The organism is Streptomyces sp. x-19, from assembly GCF_046549115.1.
GTDB lineage: Bacteria > Actinomycetota > Actinomycetes > Streptomycetales > Streptomycetaceae > Streptomyces > Streptomyces albulus_C.
This window is the reverse complement of the sequence record NZ_JAJPWK010000012.1, coordinates 18,822-36,037: the sequence shown is the minus strand read 5'-3', so window position 1 is coordinate 36,037 and position 17,216 is coordinate 18,822. Positions and strand designations below refer to the sequence as shown.

Below are 17,216 nucleotides of genomic sequence, written 5' to 3'. Positions count from 1 at the left end.
TAATAAGGCCGCGCCTCATTCGGTGCCTCATCCATCCTCGCGCCGGAGCCCGCCCCACGCCACCGGCGGCCACGACGACGAGGGCGGCCCCCACCCAGGTGGGGGCCGCCCTCTCATCAGTCGGCTAGCGCGGCGCCCGCCGCGCCCTCGTCACTTCTTCGCCGCGGCCCACTCCTGCTGCTGGACCAGGTCCGCCCGCACCTCGGCGAGCTGCACCGCCACCGCCGACGGCGCGGTGCCGCCGCGGCCGTTGCGGGACGCGAGCGCGCCGGGGACGTTGAGGACGCCGCGGACGTCGGGCGTCAGGTGCGGCGAGATCTTGGCGAACTGCTCGTCGGTGAGCTGGTCGAGCTCGATGCCCTGCGCCTCGCACTCCTTGACGCACTCGCCGGCCACCTCGTGCGCCACCCGGAACGGCACGCCCTGCTTGACCAGCCACTCCGCGATGTCGGTGGCCAGCGAGAAGCCGGCCGGCGCCAGCTCCTCCATCCGCTGCCGGTTGACGGTCAGGGTGGCCATCATCCCGGTGAACGCCGGGAGCAGCACCTCCAGTTGGTCGCAGGAGTCGAAGACCGGCTCCTTGTCCTCCTGCAGGTCGCGGTTGTAGGCCAGCGGCAGCGCCTTCAGCGTCGCCAGCAGGCCCGTCAGGTTGCCGATCAGCCGGCCCGACTTGCCCCGCGCCAGCTCGGCGATGTCCGGGTTCTTCTTCTGCGGCATGATCGAGGAGCCGGTGGAGAAGGCGTCGTGCAGGGTCACGAAGGAGAACTCCTTGGTGTTCCAGACGATCACCTCCTCGGCGATCCGGGACAGGTTGACGCCGATCATCGCGGTGATGAAGGCGAACTCCGCGACGAAGTCCCGCGAGGCCGTGCCGTCCATGGAGTTGCCCACCGAGCCGCGCTCGAAGCCGAGGTCCGCGGCGACCGCCTCCGGGTCGAGGCCCAGGCTGCTGCCGGCCAGCGCGCCCGACCCGTACGGCGAGACCGCGGTGCGCTCGTCCCACTGCCGCAGCCGCTCCGCGTCCCGGGACAGCGACTGGACGTGCGCGAGCACGTGGTGGGCGAAGAGCACCGGCTGGGCGTGCTGGAGGTGGGTGCGGCCCGGCATCGCGACGTCCGGGTGCGCCTCGGCGAGGCCGATCAGGGCCTCCTGGAGGTCGGCCAGCAGCCCGCCGACGATCCGGGCGTGGTCGCGCAGGTACATCCGGAAGAGCGTGGCGACCTGGTCGTTGCGGGACCGGCCGGCGCGCAGCTTGCCGCCGAGGTCCGGGCCGAGCCGCTCCAACAGCCCCCGTTCCAGGGCCGTGTGCACGTCCTCGTCCGCGATGGTGCCGGTGAACGAGCCGTCGGCGACGTCGCGTTCGAGCCGGTCCAGCCCGTCGAGCATGCGGGTCAGCTCGTCGGCGGTGAGCAGCTGGGCCTTGTGGAGCACGCGGGCGTGCGCACGGGAGCCGGCGATGTCGTAGGGGGCCAGTCGCCAGTCGAAGTGGACGGAGGCGGAGAGTTTGGCGAGCGCCTCGGCCGGCCCGTCGGCGAAACGACCGCCCCAGAGCCGGACGTCGCCGTTGTTGCTGCTCACTAGCTGTGCTCCTCGTGGATGGTGGAATTCACGGCGAGCGCCGGACGGGCTGGCGATCAGCCCGCTCGGCGCTCGGACGGCGGACGGGGTATCCCGTGCGCCGGGCCCGGGAAGGTCAGCCTGCCAGGTCCCGCTTGGCTGCGATCTTGCTCGACATGCCGAACAGCTCGATGAAGCCCTTGGAGAGCGACTGGTCGAACGTGTCGCCGGTGTCGTACGTGGCGAGGTTGAAGTCGTAGAGCGACTGCGCGGACCGCCGGCCGGTGACCACCGCGCGGCCGCCGTGCAGGGTCATCCGGACGTCGCCGGAGACGGCCTGGTTGGCCTCGTCGACGAAGCCGTCCAGGGCCCGCTTGAGCGGCGAGAACCACAGGCCGTCGTAGACCAGCTCGCCCCAGCGCTGCTCGACCTGCCGCTTGTAGCGGGCCAGTTCGCGCTCGACGGTGACGTTCTCCAGCTCCTGGTGCGCGGTGATCAGCGCGAGCGCACCCGGCGCCTCGTACACCTCGCGGGACTTGATGCCCACCAGCCGGTCCTCGACCATGTCGATCCGGCCCACGCCCTGCGCACCGGCGCGGACGTTGAGCTGCTGAATGGCCTGGAGGACGGTGACCGGCCGGCCGTCGAGGGCGACCGGCGCGCCCTCCCGGAAGGTGATGACGACCTCGTCGGCCGCGCGGGCGGCGGCCGGGTCCTCGGTGTACGCGTAGACGTCCTCGGTCGGCGCGTTCCAGAGGTCCTCCAGGAAGCCCGTCTCCACGGCGCGGCCGAAGGCGTTCTGGTCGATGGAGAACGGCGACTTCCTGGTGGTGGCGATGGGCAGTCCGGCCTTCTCGGCGAAGGCGATCGCCTTGTCCCGGGTCATCGCGTAGTCCCGGACCGGGGCGATGCACCGCAGGTCGGGGGCGAGGGAGGAGATGCCGGCCTCGAACCGCACCTGGTCGTTGCCCTTGCCGGTGCAGCCGTGCGCGACCGTGCGCGCCCCGTGCTTGCGCGCGGCGGCGACCAGGTGCCTGACGATGACCGGCCGCGACAGCGCGGAGACCAGCGGGTAGCGGTCCATGTAGAGGGCGTTGGCCTTGATCGCCGGGAGGCAGTACTCGTCGGCGAACTCGTCCTTGGCGTCGGCGACCTCGGCCTCCACCGCTCCGCAGGCGAGCGCCCGCTTGCGGATGACGTCGAGGTCCTCGCCGCCCTGACCGACATCCACCGCCACGGCGACGACCTCGGCGCCCGTCTCCTCGGCGATCCAGCCGATGCAGACGGAGGTGTCCAAACCGCCCGAGTAGGCGAGTATGACGCGCTCGGTCACGGGCTTCTCCTTACGGTGGCGCATACGCTCGTAGGCATAAGTATGCACTGCACCGTATGTTTCGTCAATGAACGGGGAAGCCCCAGGTCAGAGGCGCCTCACGGAGGCGAGACCGGCACGGAACGACGCCCGCGAGCGGCACTCCCGGCGCCTTCAGCGCTCACCGAGCACCTCGCGGAGCACCTCCGCATGGCTGAGCGGCACCTCCTTCGTCGCCGCCAACAGGACGAGCGGACCGTCCTTCGCAAGCTCCCGCAGATGGGCCAGCGCGTCCTGCGGCGCCCCCTCGGCCAGCTCGGCCCGGTAGCGTTCGGCGAACTCCCCGAACCGCTCCTCGTCGTGCCCGTACCACCTGCGCAGCTCCGACGACGGCGCCACGTCCTTGCACCACTCGGCGTCGGCAACCCGCTCGTCGCCCTTCGCCATCCCCCGGGGCCACAGCCGGTCCACCAGGACCCGCACCCCGTCCGCCGGCTCCGGCGGGTCGTACACCCGGCGCACCTCGACCGCGCGCGCCGCCTGCGCCTTCTTCGCTTTGGGTGTTTTTGCGGACATATTTCCATCGAAGCACGGCCGCCCCACCCCCGCTCCGGGCCCCGGGAACGCTCCGGACGGACCCCGCTTTGGATTCATCGGCCGGGACAGGGTATTTTTCTTTCTGCACGCCCCGACCGGGACTCCCGGTCGGCACGAGCACCGGGACGTGGCGCAGCTTGGTAGCGCACTTGACTGGGGGTCAAGGGGTCGCAGGTTCAAATCCTGTCGTCCCGACGGTGCAGAAACGCCGAGGCCGCCTTCGCAGGGATGCGAAGGCGGCCTCGGCGTTTTTCCGTGCCCCTTTGAGAGGTCACCTCAAATTCATCACCCAGGGTGACCAAATTGCGCGGAAGGCTAGCCGAGGAACCAGGCGGTAGCAGCCATCGCCACGCCCAGGACACCCACGGCAAGCGACAGCTGGACGAGGCGGTGTTTGCGCCAGGAGATCCGCGACATGACGATCACCTGCCGGCTGAGGACAGGCAACGGATCCTTACTGCATAACGCCTCAGCGAGCCGGCACGGGGACCAGTGCCGCAGATGACCGAAGTACACGAACCCCGCCTGCCAATCCGCCTTGGAGCGCACGCGCCCCAGCCGGGGCATCACCACGACCACCGCCATGGCAATCGCCACGATCAAGAACCCCACCCCACACCAGTAGAGACCGATTTCGGCCATTCGTCCGCGGTCGGAAGCTGGGTCGGTGAAACCGCCGGAGAACGCAACGAGTGCGGTCACCGCCGCTGATTCAAGGCTCAACGCGAAGGACGCCTTGGCGTCGACTTTCCCTGTCCAGTCCATGAGGGCCGCGTGGATTCTCCAGGCGGTCTCAGTTGCGTCGTCATGGGCTTCCGACCGTCCGTCCATCGTCCACTCCTGCGGTCGCTTCAGTCAGCACGTCCTCAGCCTCCAAGGTGTTCGAAATCCTGTCTGCCGCAAGTGACACACCCAACTTCCTTTGCAATTAGACTTGTTGACGCCACGACATGTCGCAGGAGGGGAAGTGCCGCGTGCTGCTGTCCGCGCTGGTGACGCGGAGGTTCCGGCCAAGCCGATCCATCCGTTCTCGTCGGACGAGGTGCGGCTGATCCGCGCAACAGGGAGAACGCGGCACTGGCAGCAGGGCGCCGTCCTTTTCCTGGAGGGCGATCCGCCCGACAGCGTGGTGCTGGTCGAGGAAGGTCTGGTCAAAATCACGGCTGAGTCCGACAACGGGTACACCAGCATCCTGGCGATCCGAGGACCGGGCGAGCTCATCGGCGAGATGGCTTGCATCGACAACCGCCCCCGGTCCGCGACGGTGACCGCCATGCACGCCGTGCGGGGAACAACGCTCGCCTCGGAACGATTCCTAGCGTTGTTGGAAGAGCATGGACCTCTCGCCCTGTCCGTCTTGCGCAGCATCGCGGTACGACTCAGGGACTCCGACGGGTTGCGGGCTGACCACGGGGCATTTCCAGCCGGTATACGCGTCGCCCGCGTGCTGCTCGACCTTGCGGTGCGACACGGTTCTGACCTCGTCCTCCCCGGACGGCCGACGGGGCGAGTGCTTTCCGTACATCAGCACGAGCTGGCCGGAGCTGCGGGTACGTCACGCGAATCGGTGGTCCGGGCCTTGCGCCAACTACAGGAGCACGGGCTCGTGTTCCTCTCCCGAGGACACACTCACGTGCCCGACCTGCGGGCCCTCGCACGATGGGCCGGCCACTGAGCGTCGCATAACGCCTATGGCGTTGTGCGTCATCTGACGCTGTTCGGCCATGGACTCCGGGCTTATTCATGACACGAGGCGCCCGGGCGTGCCGAGGGGGCGGTACGGCCCGGGCGCCGGACAGGCAACCATGCGGAGAGGCAATGGAAGGCAAAGCACAGCATTACGCGATCCTCGTGGTCGACATCGAGAAGTTCGGCAGTCGGGGCAATCCGACCCAGGCGACGCTCCGCAAGCGGATGTACGAACTACTGGAGCGTGCCCTCGACGAGGCCGGCATCGATCACCGCGCAGAGCCGCGCCCTGTCGACCGGGGCGACGGTGTGTTCTGGCTGCTGCCGGGATCCGTACCCAAGACGGAACTGACCGGACGATTCGTCTATCTGCTCCAGGCTGCACTACGAGCACACTCCCACCACAGCAGCGCCGATGCCGCACTGCGGCTCCGCGCCGCACTGCACTACGGGGAGGTCGCGTGGGACGGACGCGGCTGGGTGGGCGAAGACCTCAACACGGCGTGCCGGATCGTCGATTTCCAACCGCTACGTGACGCCCTGGGTGCCGGAACGAGATCAGCCTTGGCGTTGGCCGTCTCAGACCCGTGGTACCGAGCAGTCGTCCGGCACGACTACCCGGAGATCGACTCCCGCACCTACCAGGCGGTGCGGTTCGACGCCAAGGAGATCAAGGGATCGAAGGTCTGGATCAGAGTTCCCGGATACGACACTCCGCCCGGCATCGAGCCGTTCGTTGCGGATGAGGACCCCGGCACGACGCTAAGTGCAGAAGGTGAGGGGACGGCGCCCGGCCACTCGGGCGAGAACCACAATCTCGTCAATGCTCACGTCCAGGCACAACAAGTCGTCGCCGGCGACCAGATCGTCAACGGATCGCTGCAGTTCGGCACGTGGCCAGGGCCCGGTAGCGCCATGGGGGACCGATGAAAGCACAAGCCGACGCCGTCGCTGCCGAAGCTGCCTCGCCGGAACCCAAAGTCGACGCCCCTGACAAGTTCGCCGGCGAAGAGGCGGACGCCTTCGGTATGCGGGACCTGCGGGAGGCGCTGGTCGGCCCACCCGGCGACACCCACGAACGGCTCGGCGCTGAGCGAGACGCCTTGGCAGGGCTGAAAGTCCGAGCGCACCAGGTCATCGGAGGTGACCAGTACGTCTTCTCCGCGAGCGGCGCACCCGTCCGGCTGGCCGAGATGTCAGCCGAGGAGATCGACGAGGCGAGGGAGACGCACGTCGCAGCCGCGGATCACGCCGAACTGACACGGCAGCTGGCAGCAGGTCCACGCGTACTGCTGCTGCGGGGTGCGCAAGGCATCGGCAAGTTCGCGGCCGCCCGGGCATTCCTCGTCGGGGCGGGGTACGGCCGGGTGTACCGGTTGGATCCTTCGGCCGACCTCACACGGTTCGATGCACAGACCGTCGGGCCGGGCTCGGGGTTCATCCTCGAGGACCTCCCGCAGGCCGCCGCTGATCAGTTGACCTCCTTCGATCTGAGCAATCTCGAGGCAGCGCTACGCAGGCGGAACGGACGGTTGCTCCTCACCGTGCCGTCGACGGTCCGGCTGTCGGAACCCGACCTGGAACGCTCGATTGTGGAAATGGCCGCCCGCGCAGATCCGAGGGAGGTGGTCCACGCCCACATGCGGTGGAGGTCGGGCCCCGGCCGGGCCACCCGGGTTCGCCGCATTCTGCACCGCAACGACGTCACGGCCCTGGTCGACTCCCTGAACAGCACCCCGGCCCTGGCCAGGGCCGCCGAGGCAGGGCGTCTACTAGCGGAACTCACCGGGCCGGACGAGGAAATCGCGAGGCTGGTGGCCGAACGACTGGAACGGTCGGAACTCTATGCCCCGCACTCCGTCGTCCCCTGGTTGGAAGAACTCCCGGACCTGGCCACGCAGTGCCTGGCGCTGAGCACCGCGGTGTTCGGTGGCGAGGCGTACGAGACGGTCGCCACGCTTGCGGAACGCCTCCGCGCCCTTCTCCAGCCCCCGGAGACCGCTGAACACCCGGACCGGCCGCGCAATCAGCCCTTCGCCTCCAGCGGCAGTCAGCGCTTGCGGGACATTCACGCCACCATCGTCGAGTCCGAGGTGGAGACCCGCCACGGCGGGGCACTCGGTCGCATCGTGCGGTTCCAGGACCCCGACACGGCGCTTCAGGTGCTGGAGGACGTCTGGGCCGAGTACGACGCCGTGCGCGAGGTATTGCCGGAGTGGCTCCGAAAGTGCGCCACGCACGACCTCCCGACAGTGGGGGTCCGTGCCGCAGTCGCGGCCGGGGTACTCGCTCAGCGTTCCTTCGAGTCGATCCGGGCACAGGTGCTCATGCCCTGGGCAATGGCCCGCGAGCCAGGCCTGCGGCACGCCGCTGCAACCGCGTTGTACGTCGCTGCGGAAGACCCCGCACACGCCCCGGCTGTACGGAATCTCATCACCGCTTGGAGTACGGCTGGCACGCCCTCCCGACTGCGGGCCGTCGCCGCTCGGGCCTGGCGCGTGCTCTTCGAGAACGACGGCACCGAACCGGCGTGGGCCCTTCTGCACGCGCTGGCCGCAGCCGAGGAATTGGACGTGGTCGATGCCGTGTGCACAAGTGTGACCGAGTACATGGCGCTTGACGGAGGACAGCACCAGCACGAGGCGCTCGACCTCGTGGACCAGTGGATGGCGTCTGGGCGCTACGGGCCGGCGCGTCTCTTCGTCGGGCAGCTCTGCTTCCTATACGCCGCGAACGACCTGCTCGTGCCGGGCCCGACCGAAGCCGAACGAGGGGACGCGCCCTCGTGGCCCGCCGTGCTGAGGGCCGCGGCGGGCGATGCCGCTGTCGAACGCCACATCGCGGTGCTGTGGGAGTCGGTCCTCAACTCGGCGGAAGTCTTCGAGCAGGCTCAGGAAATCCTGGCCAAGTGGGCTCTGCTCGTCGAACCCGACGACCACGGGCGCCGCGCACTGGCGCACCTGCTCGCAACCAGTGTCTCCACCCGGCGCACCGAACGGATCATTCGCCACCAGGCCGCGGCCTGGGCCCGGGCTGGCACTGGACCGGGAGCACCCCTCACCGCCCGCGAGGTACTGGCGTGCCTCGACGTTAGGAGCATCGCACCGTGAACTACCACCCGACCGTCAGCACATTCCTGGTCACCGGGCCGCACACGGTGAGCATGGGCAACCGTGGCCCGGCCGTCCTGCCCCACCAGGCCCTGGTCTTTTCGTCTGAGAACGGGGAGCCGGTCCACCTGCCCGGCCGCCCGTCAGCCTTCGCGGCCCGCAAGTTCCGGTACCGCTACGACGTGGACATCAGCGAGCACGCTGTGCAGTGGACAGAGGCGCTGCCCAGCGGCACCGGCGGCTTCAGTTTCCAGGCCACACTCGAGGCACGCTGGAAGGTCACCGACCCGCGGGCCGTGGTGAAGGGCAACATCAGCACACTCACCTCGGCCCAGGGCATCGTGTGCGTGGGTGTGCGCGACATGTTGTGGCCGCACACCGGCAAGTTCCCTCTGGAGGAGTGCGGAGCCGCCGAGGGCTTCCTCCGCTCCGCGTTCGGTGGGCAACCACATACCCTGCCCGCGGGACTGACCGTACTGAACCTCATCATCCGGCTCTACCTGGATCAGGACGCAGCCGCCCACCTTCGTGAGTTGAAGAAGCAGAAGTGGGGCATCGAACTCGTCGCGGGCGAATCGCAGAAGAAGCGTGCAGAGCAACGGAGCGAGGCAGAGCTGCTGGCCGAACGGGAACAGAACATCATCGAGGCCGCCAAGAGCGAGGGGGGACTCCTGAGCTACCTGATCGCGCAAGACCCCACCCGCCTGCGAGAGTCCATGGAGGAGATCACCAAACGGCATGACGTGACCGTGAGGCAGAAGTCGGAGCTGCTCAAGGATCTCGTCAACGCCAAACTCATCCAGCCAGCAGAAGCACAGGAGTTCTACCACTCCATCCACCAGCCAGAATCGCTGCTCACCACGGGTTCCGGCGTCGGCACGGGCAACACACACCAACCGTCGGCGCTCCCGGGAGCCATCATCCCGCCGCGCCCGGACGCACCGCCGCGCCCGCGCCCCGGGCGCGGCGCCCCGGACTCCGCCACGCAAAAGGGCGCGGCCCCGTCCAGCCCTCGGTCTCCGGACGCACCGCCAGCCTCGAACGCCAATGGCACGACGCGGCTGGACAAGCGGCGCGGTCCTCAGGGGCCGAGTGACGAATAAGCCAGCGCGGCACGGCCGTATGGCGAGGAGCCGGATTGCAGCCTCGGGGTGCCAAGCCGGTTAGCTGCAACCACCCCGTACCGTAGGGCGCCGAGTCCGGAACTCGGCGCCCAAGGGCCCTACCGCGCCCCTTCCGCCAGTTGCAGCAGGTGGTCGGCGAGCTGTTGGCCGCCCGCCGGGTCGCGGCTGATCAGGAGCAGGGTGTCGTCGCCGGCGATGGTGCCGAGGATGTCGTGGAGTTCCGCCTGGTCGATGGCGGAGGCCAGGAACTGGGCGGCGCCCGGCGGGGTGCGCAGGACGACGAGGTTGGCGGACGCCTCGGCGGAGATGAGGAGTTCGCCGGAGAGGCGGCGCATCCGCTCCTCCTTGGCGGACTCCCCCAGCGGTGCCCGCGGCTTGCGGTCTCCGCCCTCGCTCGGTACCGCGTAGATCAGCTCACCGCCGGTGTTGCGGATCTTCACCGCCCCCAGTTCGTCCAGGTCGCGGGAGAGCGTCGCCTGGGTGACGGAGAGCCCGTCGTCGGCGAGCAGCTTGGCGAGCTGGCTCTGGGAGCGGACCGGCTGCCGGTTGAGGATGTCCACGATCCGGCGGTGGCGGGCGGTGCGGGTCTGCGGTACCGCCGGGCCGTTGGTCTGCGGCTCGGTGTCCTGCGGCTCGGTCATCGTTGCGTCAGTCTCCGGATCATCGTTCCCCGTTGGCCGATTGTGCGGCCGTCTCAAGGACGCCCGGGAGCTTCTGGAGGAAGGTCTCCACCTGCTCGTCGGAGACGATCAGCGGCGGGGCGAGCCGGATGACGTCCGGCGCGACCGCGTTGATCAGAAGTCCCGCGTCCTGGGCCGCCTGTTGCACCTGTGCTGCGAGGGGCCCCGTCAAGACGATACCGAGGAGCAGCCCGGCGCCGCGGACCTGGCCGACCAACGGGTGCTCCAGGGCCTCGATCCCGGCGCGCAGCCGCTCGCCGACCCGCTTGACGTGGTCGAGCAGACCGTCCGCCTCGATGGTGTCCAGCACCGCGAGGGCACCGGCGCAGACCACCGGGTTGCCGCTGAACGTCGAGCCGTGCGTGCCGGGGGTGAGCAGCTCGGCGGCCGGGCCGAAGGCGAGGGTGGCGCCGATCGGGAGGCCGCCGCCGAGACCCTTGGCCAGGGTGATGACGTCGGCCTCGACGCCCTGGGCCAGGGACTCCAGCCAGTGCCCGGTGCGGCCGATGCCGGTCTGGATCTCGTCGAGGACCAGCAGGGTGCCGGTGGCGGCGGTGATCTCGCGGGCGGCGGCGAGGTAGCCGGGCGGCGGGACGATCACGCCGTTCTCGCCCTGGACCGGTTCCAGGATGACGAAGGCGGTGTCGGTGGTCACGGCGGCCCGGAGCGCGGCCACGTCGCCGTACGGGACGTGGTCCACGTCGCCGGGGAGCGGACGGAACGGGTCCTGCTTGCCGGGCTGGCCGGTGAGGGCCAGGGCGCCCATGGTGCGGCCGTGGAAGCCGCCCCCGGTGGACACCATGTGGGTGCGGCCGGTCAGCCGGCCGATCTTGAAGGCGGCCTCGTTGGCCTCGGCGCCGGAGTTGGAGAAGTAGACGCGGCCGGGCCGGCCGGCGAGCGCCAGCAACCGCTCGGCGAGGGCCACGGTGGGCTCGCTGACGAAGAGGTTCGAGACGTGGCCGAGGGTGGCGATCTGGTCGGTGACCGCGCGGACCACCGCGGGGTGCGCGTGGCCGAGCGCGTTGACCGCGATCCCGCCGACGAAGTCGAGGTACGCCGTGCCGTCCGCGTCCCAGACGGTGACGCCCTCGCCCCGCACGAGCGGGATCCGGGGGGTGCCGAAGTTGTCCATCATGGCGCCCTGCCAGCGCCGGGTCAGGGCCTCGTTGTCGACCGGGCCGTGCCCGGCCGCCGCGTCCCGGGTGGTCGGGTTCCCCGCCGTCGTGTTCATGCCGCCCCCTGCGTGGTGTGGTGTGCGATGCCTTCGTGCGGTGCGGTGGGCGGTTCGGGGTCCGGGACCACCATCGTGCCGATGCCCTCGTCGGTGAAGATCTCCAGCAGGATCGAGTGCTGGACCCGCCCGTCGATCACCCGGGCGTTGCGCACCCCGTTGCGCACCGCGTACAGGCAGCCCTGCATCTTCGGGACCATGCCGCTGGCGAGGTCGGGCAGCAGCTTCTCCAGCTGGGTCGCGGTGAGCCGGGAGATCACCTCGTCGCTGTGCGGCCAGTCCTCGTAGAGCCCCTCGACGTCGGTGAGCACCATCAGGGTCTCCGCGCCGAGCGCCGCGGCCAGGGCGGAGGCGGCGGTGTCGGCGTTGACGTTGAAGACCCCCGAGGCGTCGTCCTCGTCGCTGCTGCGGGCGATGGAGGAGATCACCGGGATCCGGCCGTCGTCCAGCAGCGCCTGCACCGCGCCGGAGTCGATCGCGGTGATCTCGCCGACCCGGCCGATGTCGACCGGCGCGCCGTCGACCTGCGCGTAGTGCTTGGTGGCGGACATCAGCCGGGCGTCCTCGCCGGTCATGCCGACGGCGAGCGGGCCGTGCTCGTTGAGCAGGCCGACCAGCTCGCGCTGGACCTGGCCGGCCAGCACCATCCGGACGACGTTCATCGCCTCGGACGAGGTGACCCGCAGGCCGCCCTTGAACTCCGATTCCAGTCCGAGGAGTTCGAGCTGGGCGCTGATCTGCGGGCCGCCGCCGTGGACGACGACCGGGCGCAGTCCGGCGTGCCGCAGGAAGACCACGTCCTGGGCGAAGGCGCGCTTGAGCGCCTCGTCCACCATGGCGTTGCCGCCGAACTTGATCACCACGGTCTTGCCGTGGTGCCGGGTCAGCCAGGGCAGCGCCTCGATGAGGGTGCGGGCCTTGGGCAGCGCGTTGTGCTTGCGGGTGGTCATGCGGCCTCGTTCCGCTGGGTGGGGTGTCCGACCGGTGCGCACGGGTGCGCGGCGGGTCCGGTCATGAGGAGTACGCGCTGTTCTCGTGGACGTAGTCGGCGGTGAGGTCGTTGGACCAGATCACCGCGGACTCCGTGCCGGCCGCCAGGTCGGCGGTGATCCGCACCTCGCGGTAGCGCATGTCGACCAGTTCCCGGTCCTCGCCCACCGAGCCGTTCTTGCAGACCCAGACGTCGTTGATGGCGACGTTGAGGCGGTCCGGGTCGAAGGTGGCGGAGGTGGTGCCGATGGCGGAGAGCACCCGGCCCCAGTTGGGGTCCTCGCCGTGGAGGGCGCACTTGAGGAGGTTGTTGCGGGCGATGGAGCGGCCGACCTCGACGGCGTCGTCCTCGGTGGCGGCGTTGACCACGTCGATGCGGATGTCCTTGCTGGCGCCCTCGGCGTCGCCGATCAGCTGCCGGGCGAGGTCGCCGCAGACCTCGCGGACCGCCTCGACGAAGGCGTCCTGGTCCGGCACGATGCCGGAGGCGCCGGAGGCCAGCAGCAGCACCGTGTCGTTGGTGGAGGTGCAGCCGTCGGAGTCGACCCGGTCGAAGGTGGTGCGGGTGGCGGCGCGCAGCGCGGCGTCCAGTTGCTCGGCCGGCACGTCGGCGTCGGTGGTCAGCACGGCGAGCATGGTGGCCAGGCCGGGCGCGAGCATGCCGGCGCCCTTGGCCATCCCGCCGACGGTCCAGCCGCCGCCCTCGGCCCCGGCGGTGCCGCCGCGGGTCACCTGGGCGGTCTTGTGGACGCTGTCGGTGGTCTTGATCGCGATGGCGGCCTTCTCGCCGCCGTGGCCGGTGAGTTCGGCGGCGGCCTTCTCGACCCCGGGCAGCAGCTTGTCCATGGGCAGGCGCACGCCGATCAGGCCGGTGGAGGCCACCGCGACCTCGCCGGCGCTGTGCCCGTCCAGCACCTCGGCGACCTTCTCCGCGGTCGCGTGGGTGTCCTGGAAGCCCAGCGGGCCGGTGCAGGCGTTGGCGCCGCCGGAGTTGAGGATCACCGCGGAGACCCGGCCGCCCTTGAGGACCTGCTCGGACCAGACGACCGGGGCGGCCTTGACGCGGTTCGAGGTGAAGACGCCGGCGGCGGCCAGGCGCGGTCCGCTGTTGACCACCAGGGCGAGGTCGGGGTTCCCGTTCTCCTTGATGCCGGCGGCGATGCCCGCCGCGACGAATCCCTGCGCTGCCGTCACACTCACGGCGCGACTCCAATCGTGGAAAGGCCCAGTTCCTCGGGGAGGCCGAGGGCGATGTTCATGCTCTGGACCGCGCCTCCGGCGGTCCCCTTGGTCAGGTTGTCGATGGCGCTGATCGCGATGATCCGGCCGGCCGCCTCGTCGAGGGCCACCTGGATCTGCACCGCGTTGGAGCCCTGTACAGCGGCGGTGGTGGGCCACTGCCCCTCGGGCAGCAGTCGGACGAACGGCTCGCCGGCCAGCGCCTTCTCGTACGCGCCGCGGACCGCGGCGGCGTCCACGCCGGACCGTGCCTTGGCCGAGCAGGTGGCGAGGATGCCGCGGGACATCGGCGCCAGGGTGGGGGTGAAGGACACCCCGACCCGCTCGCCGGCCGCGGCGCTGAGGTTCTGGATCATCTCCGGGGTGTGCCGGTGCCCGCCGCCGACGCCGTAGGGGCTCATCGAACCGATCACCTCGGAGCCGAGGAGGTGCGGCTTGAGCGCCTTGCCCGCGCCGGAGGTGCCGGACGCCGCGACGATCACGGCCTCCGGCTCGGCGAGGCCGGCCGCGTAGGCCGGGAAGAGCGCGAGCGAGACGGCGGTGGGGTAGCAACCGGGGACCGCGATCCGCTTGGTCCCGGCCAGCGCGGCACGGCCGCCGGGCAGTTCGGGGAGGCCGTACGGCCACGTGCCGGCGTGCGGCGAACCGTAGAACGCCGTCCAGTCGGCGGCGTCCTTCAGGCGGAAGTCGGCGCCGCAGTCCACGACGAGGACGTCGGGACCGAGTCCTTCGGCGACCGCGGCGGACTGGCCGTGCGGCAGCGCGAGGAACACCACGTCGTGGCCGGCCAGCGCCTCGGGCGTGGTCGGCGCCAGCTCCCGGTCGGCCAGCGGGCCGAGGTGCGGCTGGAGGGCGCCCAGGCGCTGCCCCGCGTTGGAGTGCCCGGTCACCGCCCCGATCTCGACCTCCGGATGCCCCAGGAGCAGGCGCAGGAGCTCACCTCCCGCGTATCCGCTCGCACCGGCGACTGCTGCTCGTACCGTCATGCCCCTGGACCCTCCTTAGCGATGGCATGACTATACGGATGAATGCAGTTTTATGCAATGCTCGGAGCGTTGTCGCGACGACGCGGCCATAACGGGGCGCCCGGCGTGACGCACGTCACGCCAGGCGGCGTCACAGTTGCGGGCCCTACCGGGTCCTCCTGGGGAACGGCAGGGCGATCCCGGCGGCCTCGGCACGGCCGTCACTCCGCGCCCGCCGGCCACGAGAAGGGACGGGCCATGGAAACCTTGACCGTGCAACGGGTCGTCGCGGCGCCGATCGCCGACGTCTTCGACTGGTGCGCCACCACCACCAACTACACCCGGACGCCGTTCGTCCTCAGGGCGCGGTTGGCCCGGCCGGGGCGGGACGCCCCCTACGGAGTGGGCGCCGTCCGGGTGCACACGTGGGCGATCGGCTGGTTCCGCGAGCGGATCACCGCCTACCACCCGCCGTACGACTTCGACTACGCCGTCGAACGCAGCGTCCCGCCGGCGCGCCACGAACGCGGCCGGATGACCTTCACCGAGGTACCCGGCGGCACCCTCGTCGCCTGGACCACCGCCTTCCAGATCCCCCTCCCCCTCGTCGGCGCCGTCCTCACCCGGCGACTCGCCAAGCCGATCATCGCCCACGTCTTCGGCGCGATCCTCGACGCCGCCGACACGGCGCTCACGGCCGCCCCGACACCCCGCCGCTGAACGGACCGCCCGTGCGGTCAGGGCGGCCCGCTACGGGGGATCCGCCGCGGCGCCGCCCGAGGCCGCCCCGGGCTCGCCGTGGAGGACGTCGCGGGCCTGCTCCGCGGCGCGGGCCATGGCGGCGCCGACGACGTCGACGAAGCGGGCGATGCCCTCGAAGCGGGCGGCGGCCGGGGTGCCGGGGCCGAGGACGTCGACGCCGCGTCGTGCGGCTTCGGCGAGCCGGGCGTTGGCGCGGGCGTTGGCCCTCATCGCCTGGTACCAGACGTCATCGTCGACGACGTAGCGCTCGCGGCGGCGGTCGTCGCGCTCCCGGCGGACCAGGCCCTGCCCTTCGAGGAACGCGATCGCCTTGGAGATGGACGCCGGGCTGACCTGGAGGTGCCGGGCCAGTTCGGACGCGGCCAGGCTGCCGGCGTCGGTGGTGTAGAGGCAGACCAGCACCCGGGACACCATCCTGGGCAGGCCCGCCCGCACGAGGACGGCGGTGAACGCCTCCTCGTAGGCGCGCACCGCCTCGACGTCGCGCCCGGGGACCCGCACGGGCTCCCCGGGGGCGCGCGGCGCGGGCTGCCGGCGCCGGTGGGCGCGGTGTTCGGTGGCGCGGTGGGCCAGGTCGGCGCGGTAGTCGGTGGGGCCGCCGTTGCGCATCACCTCGCGCGCGACGGTCGAGGTCGGGCGCCCCAGGCGCCTGGCGATCTCGGCGTAGGCGAGGTCGTCGGCCAACCCCCGCGCGATCTGCCGGCGTTCCTGCTGGGTGAGTCTGCCTCCCGGCATGGCGGCCCCCTTCGCGGTCTGCGGCGTCTCACGGCAGAGCGTTCACCCACAGCCCGTTGCAACGACCTGGAGGTGTTTGCCGCATGAACCTCGAAGGCTGCCGCAACGTTTCTCCGGATTCTATCTGCGACGACCGCGATCCCCCCAGGGGATTTCGTTGCCCTCCCTGTGAATGCAACGTAGCGTTTCTGTCGTAAGAAACGGCGAGCCACTCCTCCCCGGGGGGATGCCGGGCCGTACGCCCGTGCGGCGCGCCACCACCAACGGAACTGCCGGTAACGTCGTTGCCCCCCAAGGGAGTTGGCGCGTTAGCCGGCAGACGGGGGCGGGGCAGCGGGCCTAACGTGGCAGGCCATGGACATCCTGATCGTCGGCGGCAGCGGCTTCCTGGGGCGCGAGTTGGCACGGCAGGCGGCGGCGGCCGGGCACGCCGTGACGGCGACCTTCGCCACCCGCGCCGGTGACCTCCCCGGGATCCGCTGGCTACCGCTGGACCTGCGGCGCGGCGAGGAGATCGCGCCGGTGTTCGGGGCGGCCCGCCCGGACGTCGTGGTCAACGCCGCCTATCGCAAGGCCGATTGGGCCACCACCGCCGACGGCGCGGTCCGCCTCGCGCTGGCCGCCGGCCAGTACGGGGCCCGGCTGGTGCACGTCTCCAGTGACGCCGTCTTCTCCGGCGCCGACGTCCACTACGACGAATCCGCCGCACCGGATCCGGTCACCCCGTACGGGGCCGCGAAGGCGGCGGCCGAGACGGCGATCCGGCTGTTCGCCCCGTCCGCCGCCGTCGCCCGCACCTCGCTGATTATCGGCGACGGCGACTCGGTGCACGAGAGGTTCATCCGCGACCTGGCCACCGGGCGGCGGGAGGGCGTGCTGTTCACGGACGACGTCCGGTGCCCGGTGCACGTCGCCGACCTCGCCCGGGCCCTCCTCGAACTGGCCGGCTCCGCCCGCGCGGGCGTGTGCCACCTCGCGGGCGCGGACGCCGTGAGCCGCCATGAGCTCGGCGTCCTGGTCGCCGGCCGCGACGCCCTGGACGCCGCCAGGCTGACGCCCGGGCGCCGCGCGGGCACCGGCGCCCCGGGGGCGCTGGACGTCCGCCTGGACAGCACGCGGACGCAGCGCACCCTGCGCACCACGCTGCGCGGCGCCCGCGACTTCCTGCGCCGCGCACCCTGACCCGGCACTCCCCCGGGCGGCGCCGGGCGAACCGTTGACTCCC

The 17,216-nt window shown here is 71.0% G+C and carries 16 protein-coding genes and 1 tRNA gene; 7 read left to right on the top strand and 10 right to left on the bottom strand.

What is annotated here, in order from left to right; all coding sequences use genetic code 11:
• Positions 1-150 precede the first annotated feature (150 nt).
• From argH to ACLJT4_RS24940, 3 genes are all read right to left on the bottom strand, one after another.
• The gene (gene argH / locus ACLJT4_RS24950) at positions 151-1,578 is read right to left on the bottom strand and encodes an argininosuccinate lyase (protein WP_411125371.1); all 1,428 of its coding nucleotides are present in this window, start codon (positions 1,576-1,578) and stop codon (positions 151-153) included.
• Between the two features lie 115 nt (positions 1,579-1,693).
• Positions 1,694-2,890, bottom strand: a complete 1,197-nt coding sequence (locus ACLJT4_RS24945) for an argininosuccinate synthase (protein WP_411125369.1) — start codon at positions 2,888-2,890, stop codon at positions 1,694-1,696.
• Positions 2,891-3,043: 153 nt separating this feature from the next.
• Positions 3,044-3,445: a DUF488 domain-containing protein gene (locus ACLJT4_RS24940; protein ID WP_411125367.1), complete on the bottom strand. Its 402-nt coding sequence runs from the start codon at positions 3,443-3,445 to the stop codon at positions 3,044-3,046.
• A 142-nt stretch (positions 3,446-3,587) separates the two neighbouring features.
• Here ACLJT4_RS24940 and ACLJT4_RS24935 point away from each other — a divergent pair.
• A tRNA-Pro gene (locus tag ACLJT4_RS24935) sits at positions 3,588-3,661 on the top strand.
• Between the two features lie 120 nt (positions 3,662-3,781).
• Here ACLJT4_RS24935 and ACLJT4_RS24930 read toward each other — a convergent pair.
• Entirely contained in the window at positions 3,782-4,297 is a 516-nt protein-coding gene (locus tag ACLJT4_RS24930; protein ID WP_411125365.1) for a Pycsar system effector family protein, read from the bottom strand.
• Between the two features lie 136 nt (positions 4,298-4,433).
• Between ACLJT4_RS24930 and ACLJT4_RS24925 the strand changes: the two genes are divergently transcribed.
• The 4 genes from ACLJT4_RS24925 to ACLJT4_RS24910 all read left to right on the top strand — a co-directional run bounded on the left by ACLJT4_RS24925 (position 4,434) and on the right by ACLJT4_RS24910 (position 9,368).
• Complete coding sequence (locus tag ACLJT4_RS24925; protein WP_411125363.1) at positions 4,434-5,141, top strand: Crp/Fnr family transcriptional regulator; 708 nt, start codon at positions 4,434-4,436, stop codon at positions 5,139-5,141.
• A 143-nt stretch (positions 5,142-5,284) separates the two neighbouring features.
• Positions 5,285-6,085, top strand: coding sequence for a hypothetical protein (locus ACLJT4_RS24920; protein WP_411125361.1), 801 nt, complete (start codon positions 5,285-5,287; stop codon positions 6,083-6,085).
• The gene (locus ACLJT4_RS24915) at positions 6,082-8,265 is read left to right on the top strand and encodes a hypothetical protein (protein ID WP_411125359.1); all 2,184 of its coding nucleotides are present in this window, start codon (positions 6,082-6,084) and stop codon (positions 8,263-8,265) included. Before ACLJT4_RS24920 ends, ACLJT4_RS24915 begins: the two co-directional genes overlap by 4 nt.
• Complete coding sequence (locus ACLJT4_RS24910) at positions 8,262-9,368, top strand: hypothetical protein (RefSeq protein WP_411125357.1); 1,107 nt, start codon at positions 8,262-8,264, stop codon at positions 9,366-9,368. Before ACLJT4_RS24915 ends, ACLJT4_RS24910 begins: the two co-directional genes overlap by 4 nt.
• Before the next feature lie 119 nt (positions 9,369-9,487).
• On the opposite strand, the gene ACLJT4_RS24905 is transcribed toward ACLJT4_RS24910, so the two are convergent.
• The 5 genes from ACLJT4_RS24905 to argC all read right to left on the bottom strand — a co-directional run bounded on the left by ACLJT4_RS24905 (position 9,488) and on the right by argC (position 14,515).
• Positions 9,488-10,030: an arginine repressor gene (locus ACLJT4_RS24905; RefSeq protein ID WP_016571459.1), complete on the bottom strand. Its 543-nt coding sequence runs from the start codon at positions 10,028-10,030 to the stop codon at positions 9,488-9,490.
• Between the two features lie 19 nt (positions 10,031-10,049).
• A complete protein-coding gene (locus tag ACLJT4_RS24900; RefSeq protein ID WP_411125355.1) occupies positions 10,050-11,300 on the bottom strand; it encodes an acetylornithine transaminase in 1,251 nt (416 codons plus the stop codon).
• A complete protein-coding gene (argB, locus tag ACLJT4_RS24895; RefSeq protein WP_233657976.1) occupies positions 11,297-12,250 on the bottom strand; it encodes an acetylglutamate kinase in 954 nt (317 codons plus the stop codon). Before argB ends, ACLJT4_RS24900 begins: the two co-directional genes overlap by 4 nt.
• 61 nt (positions 12,251-12,311) lie before the next feature.
• Positions 12,312-13,490: a bifunctional glutamate N-acetyltransferase/amino-acid acetyltransferase ArgJ gene (argJ, locus tag ACLJT4_RS24890; protein WP_411125353.1), complete on the bottom strand. Its 1,179-nt coding sequence runs from the start codon at positions 13,488-13,490 to the stop codon at positions 12,312-12,314.
• A complete protein-coding gene (gene argC / locus ACLJT4_RS24885; protein WP_411125351.1) occupies positions 13,487-14,515 on the bottom strand; it encodes an N-acetyl-gamma-glutamyl-phosphate reductase in 1,029 nt (342 codons plus the stop codon). The genes argJ and argC overlap by 4 nt, the downstream gene beginning before the upstream one ends.
• Positions 14,516-14,752: 237 nt before the next feature.
• Here argC and ACLJT4_RS24880 point away from each other — a divergent pair, with 237 nt between their 5' ends.
• Positions 14,753-15,214 (top strand): SRPBCC family protein, encoded by a 462-nt coding sequence (locus ACLJT4_RS24880; RefSeq protein ID WP_411125349.1) that lies wholly within the window; start codon positions 14,753-14,755, stop codon positions 15,212-15,214.
• A gap of 30 nt (positions 15,215-15,244) precedes the next feature.
• On the opposite strand, the gene ACLJT4_RS24875 is transcribed toward ACLJT4_RS24880, so the two are convergent.
• Complete coding sequence (locus ACLJT4_RS24875) at positions 15,245-15,991, bottom strand: helix-turn-helix domain-containing protein (RefSeq protein WP_411125347.1); 747 nt, start codon at positions 15,989-15,991, stop codon at positions 15,245-15,247.
• A gap of 354 nt (positions 15,992-16,345) precedes the next feature.
• Here ACLJT4_RS24875 and ACLJT4_RS24870 point away from each other — a divergent pair, with 354 nt between their 5' ends.
• Positions 16,346-17,173, top strand: a complete 828-nt coding sequence (locus ACLJT4_RS24870) for an SDR family oxidoreductase (RefSeq protein WP_411125345.1) — start codon at positions 16,346-16,348, stop codon at positions 17,171-17,173.
• Positions 17,174-17,216: the final 43 nt, after the last annotated feature.